Raw genomic sequence first — 16,266 nt, forward strand, 5'->3', positions numbered from 1 at the left:
GCCGGGCTGCGATTTCATCCCGCCGTAACAGAAGCCGGGACAAGATCGGCCCCTGGTCCTAGGACCAGGGGCCGGTATCCGCGTGGGTCTCACAGATGCGTCGGTTCGAACATGCGCAGTACGGCCGGGAGGACCACCACCGACGGGCCGGGGGTCGCCAGGGCCTTCGTGAGGTCGGTCGTCAGCTCCTTCGGGGTCGTACGGACCGCGGGGACGCCGAAGGACTCGGCGAGGGCCACGAAGTCCGGACGCGCCAGCTCCGTGCCCGTGGCCTCGCCGAAGGCGTCCGTCATGTACTCGCGCAGGATGCCGTAGCCGCCGTCGTCGACGATCAGCCAGGTGACGTTCGAGCCGTACTGCTTCGCCGTCGCCAGCTCCGCGATCGAGTACATCGCGCCGCCGTCGCCCGAGACCGCGAGGACCGGGACGGTCGGGTCGGCCGCCGACGCGCCGAGGGCGGCGGGGAAGCCGTAGCCGAGGCCGCCGGCGCCCTGGGCGGAGTGCATGGTGTTGGGCCGGCGGGCGTCGAAGGCCGACCAGGCCCAGTACGCCAGGATCGTCATGTCCCAGAAGCTGGGCGAGTCGTCCGGCAGCGCCTCGCGGACCGAGGCGACGATCCGCTGCTCCAGGCCGAGGTCCTGCGCGGCGATCCGCTCGCGGACCTTGGCCAGGACGGCCGCGACCCGCTCGGGGGCGGTCTCGTCCGTACGCTCCTCCACGGTCTCCAGGAGCGCCTGGAGGGCCAGCCGGGCGTCCGCGTGGATGCCGAGCGCCGGGTGGTTGGACTCCAGCTTGCCCGCGTCGGCCTCGATCTGGATCACCCGGCCGCGCGGGGCGAACGTGTGGTAGTTCGAGGACAGCTCGCCGAGGCCGGAGCCCACGACCAGCAGGACGTCGGCGTCCTCCAGGAAGTCGGTGGTGTGCCGGTCCTCCAGCCAGGACTGGAGCGACAGCGGGTGCTCCCACGGGAAGGCGCCCTTGCCGCCGAAGGTGGTGACCACGGGCGCGTCGATCCGCTCGGCCAACGCCCTCAGCTTGCCGGAGGCGTCGGAGCGGACGACTCCGCCGCCCGCGATGATCGCGGGGCGTTCGGCGTTCGCCAGGAGGTGGGCCGCCACCGCCGTCAGCTCGGGGCGCGGGGCGATCTCCTCGGGGGTGGCGTCCATCGCCGTGACGACCGGCAGGCTCGTCCCGGCGAGCAGCACGTCCTGCGGGATCTCCACCCACACCGGGCCGTGCGGGGCGGTCAGCGCCGACTCCCAGGCCGCCGCGATGGCGGACGGGATCTGCGACTGCGTACGGACGGTGTGCACGGACTTCACGATGTCTCGGAACGACGCCTGCTGGTCGCGCAGCTCGTGCAGGTAGCCGTGGCGCCCGCCGCCGAGCCCCGCCACCGGGATCTGGCTGCCGATGGCGAGGACGGGGGCGGAGGCGGCGGCCGCCTCCTGGAGCGCGGCGAGCGACATCAGCGCGCCGGGGCCGGTGGAGAGCAGCAGGGGGGCGGCCTCGCCGGTCATCCGGCCGTAGGCGTCGGCGGCGAAGCCCGCGTTGTTCTCGACGCGCAGTCCGACGTACGAGAGGGAGGAGCGGCGGAGGGCGTCGAACATGCCGAGGGCGTGCTGGCCGGGGAGCCCGAAGACGGTGGTCGCGCCGAGCCCGGAGAGGGTCTCGACGACGAGGTCGCCGCCGTTCCGCCCGGGGGGCGGGTTGAGCGCGGCGGCGGTCTGCGCCTCTGTAGGGCGGAGCACCAGGTCGTGGTCGTGGGTCATGGACGGGTCCCCTTGGGCGTGGCGTGTGGTTCGGGTGCGGCCCGGTGCGGGTTGTGCCCACCCGTTCCGTCCCGCGGAACGCATGCCCACAACCCCCGCGTCGGCGCGCTGCGCGCAGCGCGCCGACGCGAGCGGCTCGCGCTAGTCTGCCGCGCGGCTCTCGGCGATCTGGCGGGACATGATCGTGGTCAGCTCGTACGCCGTGTGCGAGGCGGCGACCGCGGTGATCTCGGCGTGGTCGTAGGCCGGGGCGACCTCGACGACGTCGGCGGAGACCAGGTTGCAGGAGGAGAGGCCGCGCAGGATCTCCAGGAGCTCGCGGGAGGTCATGCCGCCCGCCTCCGGGGTACCGGTGCCGGGCGCGTGGGCCGGGTCGAGGCAGTCGATGTCGATGGAGATGTACAGCGGGCGGTCGCCGATCCGCTGGCGGAGCTGGTCGGCGACCTCGTCGGCGCCACGGCGGTAGATGTCCGACGAGGTGACGATGCCGAAGCCCATCTTCTCGTCGTCGGTCAGGTCCTGCTTGCCGTACAGCGGGCCGCGCGTGCCGACGTGCGACAGGGCGGACGTGTCGAGGATGCCCTCCTCGACGGCGCGGCGGAACGGCGTGCCGTGGGTGTACTCGGCGCCGAAGTACGTGTCCCAGGTGTCGAGGTGCGCGTCGAAGTGGAGCAGCGCGACCGGGCCGTGCTTCTTGGCGACGGAGCGCAGCAGCGGCAGGGCGATGGTGTGGTCGCCGCCGAGCGTCATCATGCGGGCGCCGGTGCCGAGGATGTCGTCCGCCGCGGCCTCGATCGTCTCGACGGCCTCGTTGATGTTGAACGGGTTGGCCGCGATGTCACCGGCGTCGGCGACCTGGGCCAGGGCGAACGGCGAGGCGTCCTGCGCCGGGTTGTACGGGCGCAGGAGGCGGGAGGCCTCGCGGATGGCGTTGCCGCCGAAGCGGGCGCCGGGGCGGTAGGAGACACCGCTGTCGAAGGGGACGCCGACCACGGCGATGTCGGCGGTACCGACCTCGTCGAGTCGCGGCAGCCGGGCGAACGTCGCGGGACCGGCGTACCGCGGGATGCGGGACGAGTCGGTCGGGCCGCGGAAGGCGTTCTGGTCGCTGCTCATGGTCGGGTCCTCCTGGGTGTGTCGGTGAGGTCCGGGCGGGGGCCTGGTGGGCCCCGCCCGGGTGTCTGCGGTGCGGTCAGCCGGTCACGGCGGCCGGTACGGCCTCCGGCGTCGCGTCGGCGGTGTCCCGGCCCGCCAGCCGGGCACGCCAGTTCGCGAGCACGGTGGCGTCCGTCGGACGGGTCGCCAGGGAAACGATCACATACGCGGCGAGCGAGGCCAACAAACCATAGTAAACAGGCTCATTTGCCAGGATTCCGTAAGCCCACATCAGGCCAATGACGGAGAGGCCGCCGACGGTGACCGCGGCCAGGGCCCCCTGCACGGTGCCGCGGCGCCAGAGCAGGCCGCCGAGGATCGGCACGAGCAGGCCGCCGACCAGCAGGTTGTAGGCGACGGTCAGCGCCTGGACGACGTCGTTCAGGGCGATGGCGATGACGATGGTGGCGACGCCCATGAGGAGGATGAAGAGGCGGTTGCCCTTCACCTCGTCGTGGTCCTCGCCGCCGCCCGCGGTGGTCAGCCCGCGCAGCCTCGACCAGATGTCGTTGTTGGCGACGGTGGCGCAGGCGATCAGCGCGCCGGAGGAGGTGGACATGACGGCGGCGAGCGCGGCGGCGAGGACCAGACCCCGCACACCCATGGGCAGCTCGTCCTTGACGATCGTCGCGAAGGCGTCGTCGGCGCTGGGCAGGTTCGGGTAGAGCACCTTGGCCGCGGTGCCGATGACGGCGCCGGCGAGGGCGTACACGAGGCAGTACGTACCGGCCACCGTGCCGCCCCACTTGGCGACCTTGTCGGTCCGGGCGGTGAAGACCCGCTGCCAGATGTCCTGGCCGATGAGCATGCCGAAGGTGTAGATCAGCACGTACGTGAAGATCGTCTCGCCGCCGATGCCGAGCGGCGCGAAGTACTCGGTGGGGAGCTGGGCCTTCATCTCCGCGAAGCCGCCCGCCTTGATCACGGCGATGGGCAGCAGCAGGATCAGCACGCCGATGGTCTTCACCACGAACTGCACCATGTCGGTGAGGGTGATGGACCACATGCCGCCGAGCGTCGAGTAGGCGACGACGATGGCGCCGCCGAGGACGATCGCGACCGTGCGGGGCAGGTCGAAGAGGACGTCGAAGATCGTGGCGTACGCGATGGTGGAGGTGACGGCGAGCATCAGCGTGTACGCCCACATGACCACGCCTGAGATGACGCCGGCCTTCCCGCCGTAGCGCAGGTCGAGCATCTCGGAGACGGTGTAGACCTTCAGCCGGGCGATGCGCGCGGAGAAGAAGACGGAGAGGGCCAGCAGGCCGAGGCCGATGGTGAAGACCATCCAGGCGCCGGAGAGGCCGTACTTGTAGCCGAGGCCCACACCGCCGATGGTGGAGGCGCCGCCGAGGACGATGGCGGCCATGGTGCCGGAGTACATCCAGGGACCGAGGCGACGGCCGGCCACCAGGAACTCGCTCTTGGACTTGGCGCGGCGCATGCCCCACCAGCCCATCGCGAGCATGCCGGCCAAATACAGGACGATCACTGTGTAGTCGACGGCCATGGGGCCCTCCCTCGTTCACTTCGGTGGCGTGTCGTGCGGGTGGAGTGACTCCAGTGACTGATCGCGAGGACATCCGCCCGTACCCGCGGCCGCTGGATGGCACGAGACTAGGTGGCCGGAAAGCGCCCCTGAAGCGTAAGTTTCATCCACTGTTCATGGGAGTCGATGTACGAAAGGTCCATAGCCATGTCCGCGCAGGAACCCTCATCGGCACCACCCACCCCACCGGCCCCGCCGGTCTCTCTGGCCGCTCTGCTGAGCCGCCGGGACCTCGGGCTCCGGCTGCTCGCGGGCCCGCCGGACGCGGCGGTCCACTGGGTGCACACCTCCGAGATGGCCGACCCCTATCCGTACCTTCTCGGCGGTGAGCTGCTGATGACGGCGGGCGTGCAGCTCCCGGACCCGGCGACCTACGTCGAGCGGGTGGTGGCGGCGGGCGCGGCGGCGCTCGGGTTCGGGGTGGCACCGGTGTACGACACGGTGCCCGCGGCACTCGTCGCCGCCTGCGAGCGGCACGGACTGCCGCTGGTCGAGGTGCCGCCGCAGACCCCGTTCACGGCGGTGGCCCGCGCGGTCTGGCGGCTGATGGCGGAGGCCCGCCACCGGGAGCTGCGGCGCGTGACCGAGGCCCAGCAGTCGCTGGCGGTGGCGGCCGCCAGGCCGGCGCCGGTCCCGGCCGTCCTCGGCGCGCTCGCCTCCCGCCTCGGCGGGTACGCGGCGCTCTACGCGGCGGACGGCACGCCGTACGCGGCGGCGGGCCGCGAGCTGCCGGACGGAGCGGCCCGGGCACTCGTGGACCTGGCACGCGTCCTGGGCCCCCGGCCCGGCGGTCCGGCCTCCGCGAGCGGCGAGGGCGACGGGCTGCGGCTGGCCGCGTACGCCCTGGGCGGCGGCGACGGGCTGACGCTCGGGGTCGCGACGGAGAGCCGGGAGCCGGGGGACCACACGATCGCGGGCGTCGCGGTCGTCCTGCTCTCGCTGCTGACCGCCCCGCACCGGGGCGCCGACGCCTCGGCCCGGGACACCGCTCTGGTACGCCTCCTCCTCGGCGCCCCGCCGCAGGAGGCCGCGGCGGCCCTCGACCCCGGCCCCTGGACGGTCGTCCACGCCCACGGCGGCGACGGGACGCCCTTCGCGGCGCCGGGCCTGGCAGCGGCCCTGGGCACGGCACTGCTCGAGGCGGGCGGGACGGCGGGCCCGGGAACGGGCGCGACGGGCCCGGACGAGCCCGCGGACCGGGCGGCGGGCGCGGGCGCGGCGGAGCCGGACGGCACCCCCGTGTCCGTCCGGCTCCTGCTTCCCGCCTCCTCCCCCGTCACCGCCCAGCCGGGCTGGACCCTTGGGGTCAGCGCCCCCGTCGAGGCCCGCGACCTCGCCACGGGCGACGCTCAGGCCGCACGGGCGCTGCGCAGGGCCGAGGCGGGCCGCACCGGTCTCGTACGCCACCGGCCCGCCGGATTCGGCGGCCTCATGGACGAGGCGGAGGCCGCCGCGTACGCCCGGACCCTGCTCGCACCCATCGGCGAGCCGCTGACCGAGACGCTCAGGACCTGGCTCTCGCTGCACGGCAGCTGGGACCGGACGGCCGTCGCCCTCGACATCCACCGCAACACCGTCCGCCAGCGCGTCGCCCGCTGCGCGACGCTCCTGGACATGGACCTGGACGACGCGAACGTACGGATGGAGCTGTGGTTCGCCCTCGGCCGGGTGTGACCCCGGCCGTGGGCGTGGGCGTGGGCGTGGGCGTGGGCGTCAGCGGAGCTTGTTCACCGCGGTGCGCGTGGTGGTCTTGAACGCCTCCACCGGCGCGTCCGCCAGGTCGCCCATCTGTCCCCACCGGACGTAGGTGACGGTCTTGCCGTCACGGCCCACCGAGAAGAGGTGGATGTCGGTGATGCCGATCTGCGGGTCGGCGGTGTCGAGGCTGTAGACCCAGGCGCCCTCCTCGACGGCGACCTTGCCGTGGGAGGCGCTGACGGCCTGCAGGCCCGGGTTCTGCTGCTCGAGCAGGGGCCCGCAGCCGGCGAGGGACTGGCGGAGGGTGTCGACCAGCTTCACGGCGTCGGCCTCGGTGCGGGCGACGGTGGTGATCTGGACGCCGTTGGTGTCGAGCTCGGTGGTGAACTCGCGGTAGCGGCTGTTCTGCGCCGGGATCTTGTACGGGGCACAGAGGGCGCCGCCGTTCTCCGGGACGCCGGAGAAGACCTGCGTGGCCGTCCACGGCGTCGACGACGGCGGCATCTGCGCCGGGGCCAGGAAGGCGGGCCACCGGACCGCGGCGACGGCGGCGCGCTGGGCGGCCGAGGACGAGGCCGAGGCGGTGGCCGAGTGCGAGCCCGAGGCGGAGGCGGAGGCGGACGGTACGGCGGCCAGGGCCAGGAGGCCGAGGGCGGCGCCGGTGGCGGCGAGAGCGGAACGGAACGTGACCATGGCGGTCATCCCCCAGTCGTTGCGGTGCGTGAAGACAGGGACAGCGTCGGGACAGAACGGGGTCCCGCACAACGCCGACGCGCCCTCCTTCCGTGCCGGAACCGTTCCACCCCCGCTGACGTGGGAGTACGTAAAGGGGGGTGGAACGCGGATGGGACGGACACAGGACCCGGCGGTCGACGAGTTCGCGCGGCGGGTGCGTGAGCTCAAGGAACGCTCCGGCCGGAGTTACGGCGCTCTCGCGCGGCGGCTGAACGTGAGCACGTCCACGCTCTTCCGCTACTGCTCCGGCGAGACGGTGCCGGAGGCGTTCGCCGTGGTCGACCACCTGGCGCGGCTCAGCGGGGCGACCGAGGAGGAGCGGCGCGCGCTCCGCAGGGTGTGGACCAGCGCGGACCAGGTCCGCCGCCCGCCCGCGCTGCGCCGGCCGACCCCGGGTCCGGACCAGGCGCCGACGCCGGGTCCGGCTCCGTCGGACCCGGGCTCGGGCTCGGGCTCGGGCTCGGCCCGGGACTCGGGCTCGGGCTCGGGCTCGGGCTCGGGCTCGGCCCGGGACTCGGGCTCGGGCTCGGGCCCGGAGCCGGACCTGGCGTCGGACCCGGGCTCGGGCTCGGCCCCGGACTCGGCCCCGGAGCCGGACCTGGCGTCGGACCCGGGCTCGGGCTCGGCCCCGGGACCGGCTCAGGCAGGCGCGGGAGCGTCCCCGACCCCCACGGCACCCGCACCCGGGCGCACGCCGGAAGTCGGCACCGAACCCGCCCCCGGCCCCTCCGGCAGACCTCCGGACGGACGTCGCACGCGGCTGCGGGCCCGGACCGCCGCCGTGGTCACCGCGGCCCTGGCCCTCCTCGCGCTCGGCCCCTCGGCCGCGCCCGGCCCGGGACTCGCCTCCGTCGGCGGAACGACCCCGGCCGCACCGGCCGGCCCGTCCGCCCCGGCCGCCTCCTCGACCCCGCCCCTGACCGCGACCCCGACCGCTCCGATCACCCCGGCCGCCCCTTCCGGGACCGCCGCGCCCTCCCCCACCAGGACCGCCCCCACCGAAGCCACTCCGACTCCGACCACACCCCCCGAGCCCCCCTTCACCTGGACCGTCGCGTCCCACGTCTGGGAGCAGGGGTGCGGGCACACCTATCTCGTCGACGCCGGGCCCGGGCGCGTGCCTCCGCCCCCGGCGGCGCAGGACGCCGCCCCCTGGGCGCGCGCGCAGGGCGCCGTGCACGGAGGGAACACCCTCGTACGGGTCTCCCTCCAGGGGAGGTCCCCGACGAAGGCCGTGGTGCTCCAGGCCCTTCACGTCAGGGTCACCGGCCGCGCCGAGCCGCCCGCGTGGAACGCCTACCGGATGGCCAACGGCTGCGGCGGGGCCGTCACGCCGCGCCACTTCGACGTGAACCTCGACAAGCCCCGGCCCGTCGCCCGGTCCGTCGCGGGCTACGACGCCTCGGGGGCGACCGGCCGCCCGATCCCCGCGGTCTCCCTCCCGTACGCCGTGACGGCATCGGCCCCCGAGGAACTGCTGGTGACCGCACGGACGGCGGGCTGCGACTGCCGCTGGTACCTGGAGCTGGAGTGGAGCAGCGAGGGCCGCTCCGGAACGGTCCGGATCACCGACGACGGCCGGCCGTTCCGCACCGGCGCCCTGAAGGGGAGCGCGGTGTTCGAGTACGACACCGTCGGCCACCGGTGGCTGCCCGGCGCGGCACCCGGCTCCTGAGCCCCGCCGGGCCGGACGTGATGTGGGCAACCCTGGGGCCCCCAGATCTGGACAGCGGCGCGAACCGATGGGTAACTTGACTGAGCAAGCGCTTAGGCATAGTGCGTCAGGTACGCAGGACTCCGAAGGAGGCGGCTCGTGCGCCGTACGGTATTCAACGAGGACCACGAGGCGTTCCGGGAGACCATCCGGGCCTTCATCGAGGCCGAGGTCGTCCCCGTCTACGACGAGTGGTTCGCCGCGGGCCAGGCACCGCGCGAGTTCTACGGCAAGCTCGGCGAGCTGGGCATCTTCGGCATCAACGTCCCCGAGGAGTTCGGCGGGGCGGGCCTGGACACCCACAAGTTCGAGGCCGTCCTGTACGAGGAGACCTCGCGCGCGGGCGTCCAGTTCGGCGGCTCCGGCGTGCACGTGCTGCTCGCCCTGCCCTACATCAAGATGCTCGCCACCGACGAGCAGAAGAAGCGTTACCTCCCGAACTTCGTCTCCGGCGACGAGATGTGGGCGCTGGCGATGACCGAGCCGGGCACCGGCTCCGACGTCGCGGGCATGAAGACCACCGCCAAGCTCTCCGAGGACGGCACGCACTACGTCCTCAACGGTGCCAAGACCTTCATCACCGGTGGCGTCCACGCCGACCGCGTGATCGTCTGCGCCCGTACCTCCGCCCCGACGGCCGAGGACCGCCGCTTCGGCATCTCGCTCTTCGCCGTGGACACCAAGTCCGAGGGCTACTCCATCGGCCGCAAGCTGGACAAGCTCGGCCTGCGCACCTCCGACACCGCCGAGCTGGCGTTCGTCGACGTGAAGGTGCCGGTCGAGGACCTGCTCGGCGAGGAGGGCAAGGGCTTCTACTACCTCGGCCACAACCTGGCCTCCGAGCGCTGGGGCATCGCCTTCGGCGCCTACGCGCAGGCCAAGGCAGCCGTCCGCTTCGCCCAGCAGTACGTGCAGGAGCGCACCGTCTTCGGCAAGCCGGTCGCGCACTTCCAGAACACCAAGTTCGAGCTGGCCGCCTGCCAGGCCGAGGTGGACGCGGCCGAGGCCGTCGCCGACCGCGCCCTGGAGGCCCTGGACGCGGGCGAGCTGACCCCGGCCGAGGCCGCGAGCGCGAAGCTGTTCTGCACCGAGGTCGCGCACCGCGTGATCGACCGCTGCCTCCAGCTGCACGGCGGCTACGGCTACATGAACGAGTACCCGATCGCGCGCCTGTACGCCGACAACCGCGTCAACCGCATCTACGGCGGCACCAGCGAGATCATGAAGTCGATCATCGCCAAGTCGATGGGTCTGTAAGTGCCCGAGGCTCTCGACGCCCTGCTCGATCTGCTCGACCTGGAGCAGATCGAGCAGAACCTCTTCCGGGGACAGTCCCGTTCCGCCGTCGTCCCCCGCGTCTTCGGCGGCCAGGTGGCCGCCCAGGCGCTGGTCGCGGCGGGCCGGACCGTCCCGGAGGACCGCCTCGCCCACTCCCTGCACGCGTACTTCCTGCGTGCGGGGGACCCGGGCGCGCCGATCGTGTACACCGTGGACCGCATCCGCGACGGCCGGTCCTTCACCACCCGCCGGGTCGTCGCCGTCCAGCACGGGCGGCCGATCTTCCACCTCTCCGCGTCCTTCCAGACGTACGAGGAGGGGCTGGAGCACCAGTACGACATGCCGGCCGCGCCGGACCCTGAGTCCCTGCCGACGGCGGCCGAGATGCTGCCCCGGCACCTTCCGGCCGACGTCGCCGCGCGCCTGGTGGAGGCGCGGGCGGCGGTGGACCTGCGGTACGCCGACACCCCGCCGTGGGGCTCCGTCGGGGAGCCGCGCGAACCGCGCTCGCAGGTCTGGTTCCGTACGAACGGCAAACTGGCCGACGACCCGCTGCTGCACGTCTGCCTGGCCACGTACGTCTCCGACATGACGCTGCTCGACTCGGTGCTGCTCGCCCACGGGCGGGGCGGCTGGGCGGTCGGGGACGTCGTGGGGGCCTCGCTGGACCACGCGATGTGGTTCCACCGGCCGTTCCGGGCGGACGAATGGCTGCTGTACGACCAGGAGTCGCCGTCCGCGTCGGGCGGACGCGGGCTCGGTCAGGCGCGGATCTACACCCAGGACGGGCGGCTGGCGATCTCCGTCATCCAGGAGGGCGTCGTCCGCGTCCCACGCTGACGCGCCGACGACGTGCGGTCCCGCGACCCGGCGGGTCTGCGGCCGCTAGCGGGGGATGGTCTGTTCCGTCCAGATGACCTTGCCGCCGGGGGTGTACCGGGTTCCCCAGCGTTCCGCGAACTGTGCCACGAGGAACAGCCCTCGCCCTCCCTCGTCCGACTCCGCCGCCCGGCGCAGGTGCGGGGCGGTGCTGCTGCCGTCGGAGACCTCGCAGATCAGGACGCGGTCGTGGATCAGCCGCACGTGGATCGGGGCGGTGCCGTAGCGGATGGCGTTGGTGACCAGCTCGCTGAGGATCAGCTCGGTCACGAACGCCTCCTCCTCCAGGCCCCAGCCCTCCAGCATCCGGGCCGCCTCGGCGCGTACCGGGCCCACGGCCGAGGGGTCCGGGCGCACCTCCCAGGCGGCGGTGCGGTCGGCGTCCAGGACGCGGGTCCTGGCGACCAGCACGGCGACGTCGTCGCGCGGGCGCCCGGGCCCCAGGCACCCGAGGGCGGCGCGGCAGGTCTCCTCCGGGGTGCGCCCGGGGTGGGCGACCGCGCGGCGCAGCAGTTCGAGGCCCTCGTCGATGTCGCGGCCGCGGTCCTCGACGAGACCGTCGGTGTAGAGCACGAGGGTGCTGCCCTCGGGGAGCTCCAGCTCGACCGTCTCGAAGGGCAGGCCGCCCAGGCCCAGCGGCGGACCGCCGGGGACCTGGAGGTACTCGGCGGTGCCGTCGGGCCGCACGAGCACGGGCCCTAGATGCCCCGCGCGGGCGAGGGTGCAGAGCCGGGAGCCCGGGTCGTAGATCGCGTAGAGGCAGGTGGCGCCGGTGACCTGCGCGACCGTACCGGTGCCGTTCCCGGCGCCGTGCCGGTCCTCGTCCTCGCCCTCGTCCGCGTCCCCGGCCTCGTCCCTGTGACCGTCCTCGGCCCCGTTTCCGTTTCCGTGCGTGACCTCGTCCTCGTCGATCCGGGCGACCAGCTCGTCCAGGTGCCACAGCAGTTCGTCCGGGGGCAGGTCGAGGTTGGCGAAGTTGTGGACGGCGGTCCGCAGCCGGCCCATGGTGGCTGCGGCGTGCAGGCCGTGTCCGACGACGTCGCCGACGACGAGCGCGATCCGGGCGCCCGGGAGCGGGATGACGTCGAACCAGTCGCCGCCGACACCGCCCACCCCGCCGGCCCCCGCCTGCGCGGGCAGGTAGCGGTGGGCGACGTCCACGGCGGTCTGCTGGGGAAGACCCCGCGGCAGCAGGCTGCGCTGGAGAGTGACCGCCATGGTGTGCTCGCGTGTGTACCGGCGGGCGTTGTCGACGCTCATCGCGGCGCGGGCCACCAGTTCCTCGGCGAGCGACTGGTCGTCCTCCTCGAAGGGCTCGGGCTTCTCCGCGCGCCAGAACGTCGCCACACCCAGGATGACGCCCCTGGCCCGCAGCGGAGCCGCGATCATCGAGTGGATCCCGTACGAGAGGAGTCTGCGGGCGCGCTCCGGGTCCTGCTTCTGCCAGCCGGAGAGCGTGGTCATGTCCGCCTCCACGACCACCTTCCCCGTACCGAAGCCGGCCGCCTGGGGGGTGGACGGCACGAAGCTGATCAGGCTGCCGGTCTCGTAGAGGGGGCTGTCGTCCCGGATGCCGCGGAACGCCACGCGCCGCATGTCCGCGCCCTGCCCCGTCGTCGGCTCCTCCCCCATCACGACCGGATCGGCGAGGTCGACGGTCACGAAGTCGGCGAAGCGCGGGACGGCGAAGTCGGCGAGTTCCTGGGCGGTCCGCACGACGTCGAGCGTGGTCCCGATGCGTACCCCCGCGTCGTACACCAGCCGCAGCCGCTCCCTCGCGACGTCGGCCCTGCCGGTGAGCGCCTGCAGTTCGGTGCTGTCCCGCAGGGTGACGACGCTGCCGGGCGGGCCGCCGTCACGGTCGGTGAGCCGCTGGTTGACCGCGAGCAGGCGCTCGCCCGCCACGTGCACCTCGTCGGCGGCCGGTCGGCCCGAGTCCAGCAGCTCGGCCATGTCCGGGTCGATCCCCAGGTCCAGCGCCGTGCGCCCGGTCGCGTCGGGGGCGAGATCGAGCAGCCGGCGCGCCTCGTCGTTGGCCAGGACCAGGCGGCGTTCCCCGTCGAGGATCAGGACGCCCTCGCGCACGGCGTGCAGCACCGCGTCGTGATGGTCGTACATCCGTGTCATCTCGGCGGGACCCAGCCCATGGGTCTGGCGCATCAGCCGCCTGCTGACCAGCGCGGTTCCGCCGGTGGTGAGGGCGAGCGCCGCGGCGGCGGTGCCGAACAGCAGCGGCAGATGGTCCTCGACCACGCCGCTCACCTGCTCCTTGGTGACTCCTGCCGCCACCAGGGCGATCACCTCGCCGTTCTGCCCGACGACGGGCACGACGGCACGGATGGAGGGGCCGAGCGTTCCGGTGACGGTCTCGCTGACGATGCCGCCCGCCGCCGCCGGGCCGATCGTGCCGATGTACTTCCGCCCGATCTGGGCAGGGTCGGGGTGGGTGTACCGCACCCCCTGGGGGGTCATCACCACGATGAACGAGACGTCGGATCCGGCGCGAGCCTGCTCGGCCTTCGGCTGCAGGACCGCCGAGGGGTCGGAGCCCGCCAGGGCCTCTTCGAGCCCCGGCGAGCCGGCGAAGGTCTGCGCCACGGCGAGGGACCGGTTGCGGGCCTCCCGCTCGCTGTCGCTCCGGGACTGCAGGACGAGCGCCACCATGGCCGCGACGACCAGGAGCACCACGATCGCCACCTGGAGGAGGAAGACCTGCCGGGCGACGGTCCGTGCGCTCAGCATCGAGCGCATGCGGCTGACGAATCCAGCCATGCCTTATTTCTAACACCGTCGTGCGGGAGGGGCGGTGTCGTTGGCCTTCCGTACCGGCACCCGGACATACCGTCCGACCATGGCACAGAACGGCTCGCAGAACGGCTCACGGAACGGCTCGCAGAACAGCGAGAGCACCTTCACCGTGATCGTGGCGGCGGTGGCGAACCTCGGGATCGCCGTCGCCAAGGCGGTGGCGGGCGTGATCAGCGGGTCGAGCGCGATGCTCTCCGAGGCGGCCCACTCGGTCGCCGACACGGTCACCGAGGTCATGCTGCTCACCGCGCTCAGGCGCAGCGAGAAGCCGGCCGACGAGGACCATCCGCTCGGGTACGCGAACGAGCGCTACGTCTGGGCGCTGCTCGCCGCCGTCGCCACGTTCGTCGGTGGCGCGGTCTTCTCGTTCTACGACGGCGTCCACACCCTCGTGTACGGCGAGGAGGTGGGCGACCCGCTCGTCTCCTACATCGTGCTCGGCGTCGCCTTCGTCCTGGAGGGCTTCTCGCTGCGGACCGGCGTCCGGCAGGTCAGGGGCGAGGCGGAGCGGATGGAGGCTCCCTTCGGCCGCTACCTGCGGCGCACGCCCGACACCACGGTCAAGGCCGTGGTGATGGAGGACTCGGCGGCCCTGGCGGGGCTGCTGCTCGCCGCGGGCGGCCTGCTCGGCGTGGAGGTCACCGGCGACAGCCTCTGGGACGGTGTCGCCTCGATCCTGATCGGCGCCCTGCTCGTGTACGTGGCCTGGGTGCTGGGCCGCTCCAACGCGGAGCTGCTGATCGGGCGCCCGGTACCGCGGCGGATGCGGGACGAGATCCGCGAGGAGCTGCTGACCGTGCCGCACATCATCGGCGTGCTCGAACTGACGACGCTGATCCAGGGTCCGGAGGAGGTGCTGGTCGCGGCGAAGATCGACTTCCGGGACGTGTCCTCGGCGGGGCAGGTGGAGTGGGCGTGCGAGGAGGCGGAGCAGCAGCTGCGAGAACGCTTCCCGTCGATCCGCCGCGTCTACCTGGACCCGACACCGTCCCGCTGCGGGCGGTGAGGTGCCTCCGTGCGCGCAGGCGCGTTGCCTCCCACTCACCGTTGTGGGCAACTGTTCCGCTGGGGCGTGGGGGTCCCCCCCGGACGGAGTCTGGGGGGACCCCCACGCCCCAGCGGGACGATTGCCCACACGCGGGGGGCAAGGTCGAGTGCCGGCGCTTCAGGCCGAGGTGAGGCCTGCCGCGTCCAGGAGGTAGGCCGTCAGGGGTTCGTAGGAGCGGGGGTCCAGGACGTGGTCGTCCAGCGGGATCGTGACCTGCATCGTCCCCTCCGCCTCCCCGATGAAGAGCGCGGGATCGTTGCAGTCGGCGTACCCGACGGAGTCGATCCCCCGCTGCCCCGCGCGGCCGGCCCAGCCGTGGTCGGCGACGACCAGGTCGGGCCGGGCCTCGCCCAGGGCCTCCAGGCCGTCCAGGATCGCGTTCATCGGCTCCGGCGAATGGGTGTGCCAGAGGCTGGCGCCCCGCTCGAAGACGGCGACGTCGGCGAACTGGACGACGTACCCCTCGTCGGCCGTGAGCCCGCCCGGGATCCGTACGATGTCGCAGCCCTGGGCCCGCAGCGCCGCCGCGACCCGGCTGTGGGCGTCGATCAGCGCGCCCGGATGCCCGGTCGCGAAGAGGACCCGCTCCCGCCCGGCGGCGGCCTTGCGCAGGCGCGCGGCCGCCCGGTCCAGGGCGTCGACGGTCAACTCGGGGTCGATGGTGTCCTGCCCGGTGCGGTGGGCGGGGTCGTCGTTCACCCCGCACCGCTCGGCCATCACGGCGAGGACGTCCTGCTCGTCCGTCCACCGGTCGCCGAGTTCCAGACCGAGCCAGTAGTGCCGGTCTCCGTTGGCGAGCTTGCGGTAGTGGGAGAGGTTGTTGTCGCGCGGGGTGGCGACATCGCCCGCGATCCGGGTCCGTACGAGGTGCTCGACAAGGGCGGGGCGACTGAGTATCGGCATGGGCCTCATTCTGCCGGGCCGCCGCCGCACCGGCGGCCCGATTTCACCCCGTGGACCGGTCGCTACGCCTCCGCGAGCGCCCCGAACGCCCCGTGCGCCAGCCGCCGCAGCAGCTCCTCCATCGACTGGCGGCCCAGCGCGGCGAGGTGCGGCGTCGAGTTCAGGAGGCCGAAGACGGCGTGGACCGCGGCCCGCGCCTCCGACTCCCCGGCCGCCGGGTACAGCTCCCGTACGACCGCCACCCACAGCTCCACGTACTGCCGCTGGAGCTGGCGCACCCGCTTGCGGTCCTCGTCCTTGAGCCGGTCCAGCTCCCGGTCGTGCAGGGTGATCAGGGGCCGGTCGTCGAGCGCGAAGTCGATGTGCCCGTCGATGAGCGAGCCGAGCAGGGCCCGCGGGCCGCCCGACTCCTCGCCGACCCGGAGCCGCCCGCCGTCCAGGAGCCGCTCGCTGATGCCGACGAGCAGCTCGGCGAGCATCGCGTCCTTGCCCGGGAAGTGCCGGTAGAGCCCGGGACCGCTGATGCCGACGGCGGCTCCTATCTCGTCGACGCCCACCCCGTGGAAGCCGCGCTCGGCGAAGAGGCGAGCGGCCTCCTTGAGGATCTGCTCGCGTCGCGTGGGGGCGTCGGTCCTGGCGGTGGTGGTCATGCAAGCGATTCTAGACAACCGGGTTAGCGGTCGTTAACCTGAACGACATACGTTAACGCTCATTAACCGAGCAAGGG

At 73.2% G+C, this 16,266-nt stretch carries 12 protein-coding genes; 5 read left to right on the plus strand and 7 right to left on the minus strand.

The window, feature by feature from the left end; translation table 11 throughout:
• Positions 1–89 precede the first annotated feature (89 nt).
• From ACZ3IJ_RS33735 to ACZ3IJ_RS33745, 3 genes are all read right to left on the minus strand, one after another.
• On the minus strand, positions 90–1,772 hold the full coding sequence (locus ACZ3IJ_RS33735; protein WP_467474658.1) for a thiamine pyrophosphate-binding protein: 1,683 nt from the start codon (positions 1,770–1,772) through the stop codon (positions 90–92).
• Positions 1,773–1,913: 141 nt separating this feature from the next.
• Entirely contained in the window at positions 1,914–2,888 is a 975-nt protein-coding gene (gene speB / locus ACZ3IJ_RS33740) for an agmatinase (RefSeq protein ID WP_467474660.1), read from the minus strand.
• Positions 2,889–2,964: 76 nt separating this feature from the next.
• Entirely contained in the window at positions 2,965–4,437 is a 1,473-nt protein-coding gene (locus ACZ3IJ_RS33745; RefSeq protein WP_467474662.1) for a sodium:solute symporter family protein, read from the minus strand.
• Positions 4,438–4,623: 186 nt separating this feature from the next.
• Between ACZ3IJ_RS33745 and ACZ3IJ_RS33750 the strand changes: the two genes are divergently transcribed.
• The gene (locus tag ACZ3IJ_RS33750) at positions 4,624–6,150 is read left to right on the plus strand and encodes a PucR family transcriptional regulator (protein WP_467474664.1); all 1,527 of its coding nucleotides are present in this window, start codon (positions 4,624–4,626) and stop codon (positions 6,148–6,150) included.
• Between the two features lie 39 nt (positions 6,151–6,189).
• On the opposite strand, the gene ACZ3IJ_RS33755 is transcribed toward ACZ3IJ_RS33750, so the two are convergent.
• Positions 6,190–6,867, minus strand: a complete 678-nt coding sequence (locus ACZ3IJ_RS33755; RefSeq protein WP_467474666.1) for a hypothetical protein — start codon at positions 6,865–6,867, stop codon at positions 6,190–6,192.
• Positions 6,868–7,018: 151 nt separating this feature from the next.
• Between ACZ3IJ_RS33755 and ACZ3IJ_RS33760 the strand changes: the two genes are divergently transcribed.
• The 3 genes from ACZ3IJ_RS33760 to tesB all read left to right on the plus strand — a co-directional run bounded on the left by ACZ3IJ_RS33760 (position 7,019) and on the right by tesB (position 10,741).
• The gene (locus ACZ3IJ_RS33760) at positions 7,019–8,584 is read left to right on the plus strand and encodes a helix-turn-helix domain-containing protein (protein ID WP_467474667.1); all 1,566 of its coding nucleotides are present in this window, start codon (positions 7,019–7,021) and stop codon (positions 8,582–8,584) included.
• A gap of 138 nt (positions 8,585–8,722) precedes the next feature.
• Positions 8,723–9,880, plus strand: coding sequence for an acyl-CoA dehydrogenase family protein (locus ACZ3IJ_RS33765; protein WP_361851611.1), 1,158 nt, complete (start codon positions 8,723–8,725; stop codon positions 9,878–9,880).
• A complete protein-coding gene (gene tesB / locus ACZ3IJ_RS33770; RefSeq protein WP_391797213.1) occupies positions 9,881–10,741 on the plus strand; it encodes an acyl-CoA thioesterase II in 861 nt (286 codons plus the stop codon).
• 45 nt (positions 10,742–10,786) lie between these two features.
• On the opposite strand, the gene ACZ3IJ_RS33775 is transcribed toward tesB, so the two are convergent.
• The gene (locus ACZ3IJ_RS33775) at positions 10,787–13,552 is read right to left on the minus strand and encodes a SpoIIE family protein phosphatase (protein WP_467474669.1); all 2,766 of its coding nucleotides are present in this window, start codon (positions 13,550–13,552) and stop codon (positions 10,787–10,789) included.
• Positions 13,553–13,631: 79 nt separating this feature from the next.
• Between ACZ3IJ_RS33775 and ACZ3IJ_RS33780 the strand changes: the two genes are divergently transcribed.
• Positions 13,632–14,594, plus strand: a complete 963-nt coding sequence (locus ACZ3IJ_RS33780) for a cation diffusion facilitator family transporter (RefSeq protein WP_467474671.1) — start codon at positions 13,632–13,634, stop codon at positions 14,592–14,594.
• A 159-nt stretch (positions 14,595–14,753) separates the two neighbouring features.
• On the opposite strand, the gene ACZ3IJ_RS33785 is transcribed toward ACZ3IJ_RS33780, so the two are convergent.
• Together ACZ3IJ_RS33785 and ACZ3IJ_RS33790 are read right to left on the minus strand one after the other, a co-directional pair.
• Complete coding sequence (locus ACZ3IJ_RS33785; protein ID WP_467474673.1) at positions 14,754–15,539, minus strand: phosphatase; 786 nt, start codon at positions 15,537–15,539, stop codon at positions 14,754–14,756.
• A 62-nt stretch (positions 15,540–15,601) separates the two neighbouring features.
• The gene (locus tag ACZ3IJ_RS33790) at positions 15,602–16,189 is read right to left on the minus strand and encodes an SACE_7040 family transcriptional regulator (RefSeq protein ID WP_383223879.1); all 588 of its coding nucleotides are present in this window, start codon (positions 16,187–16,189) and stop codon (positions 15,602–15,604) included.
• Positions 16,190–16,266 lie beyond the last annotated feature (77 nt).

The sequence above is a fragment of the Streptomyces sp. NPDC013317 genome (assembly GCF_055563155.1).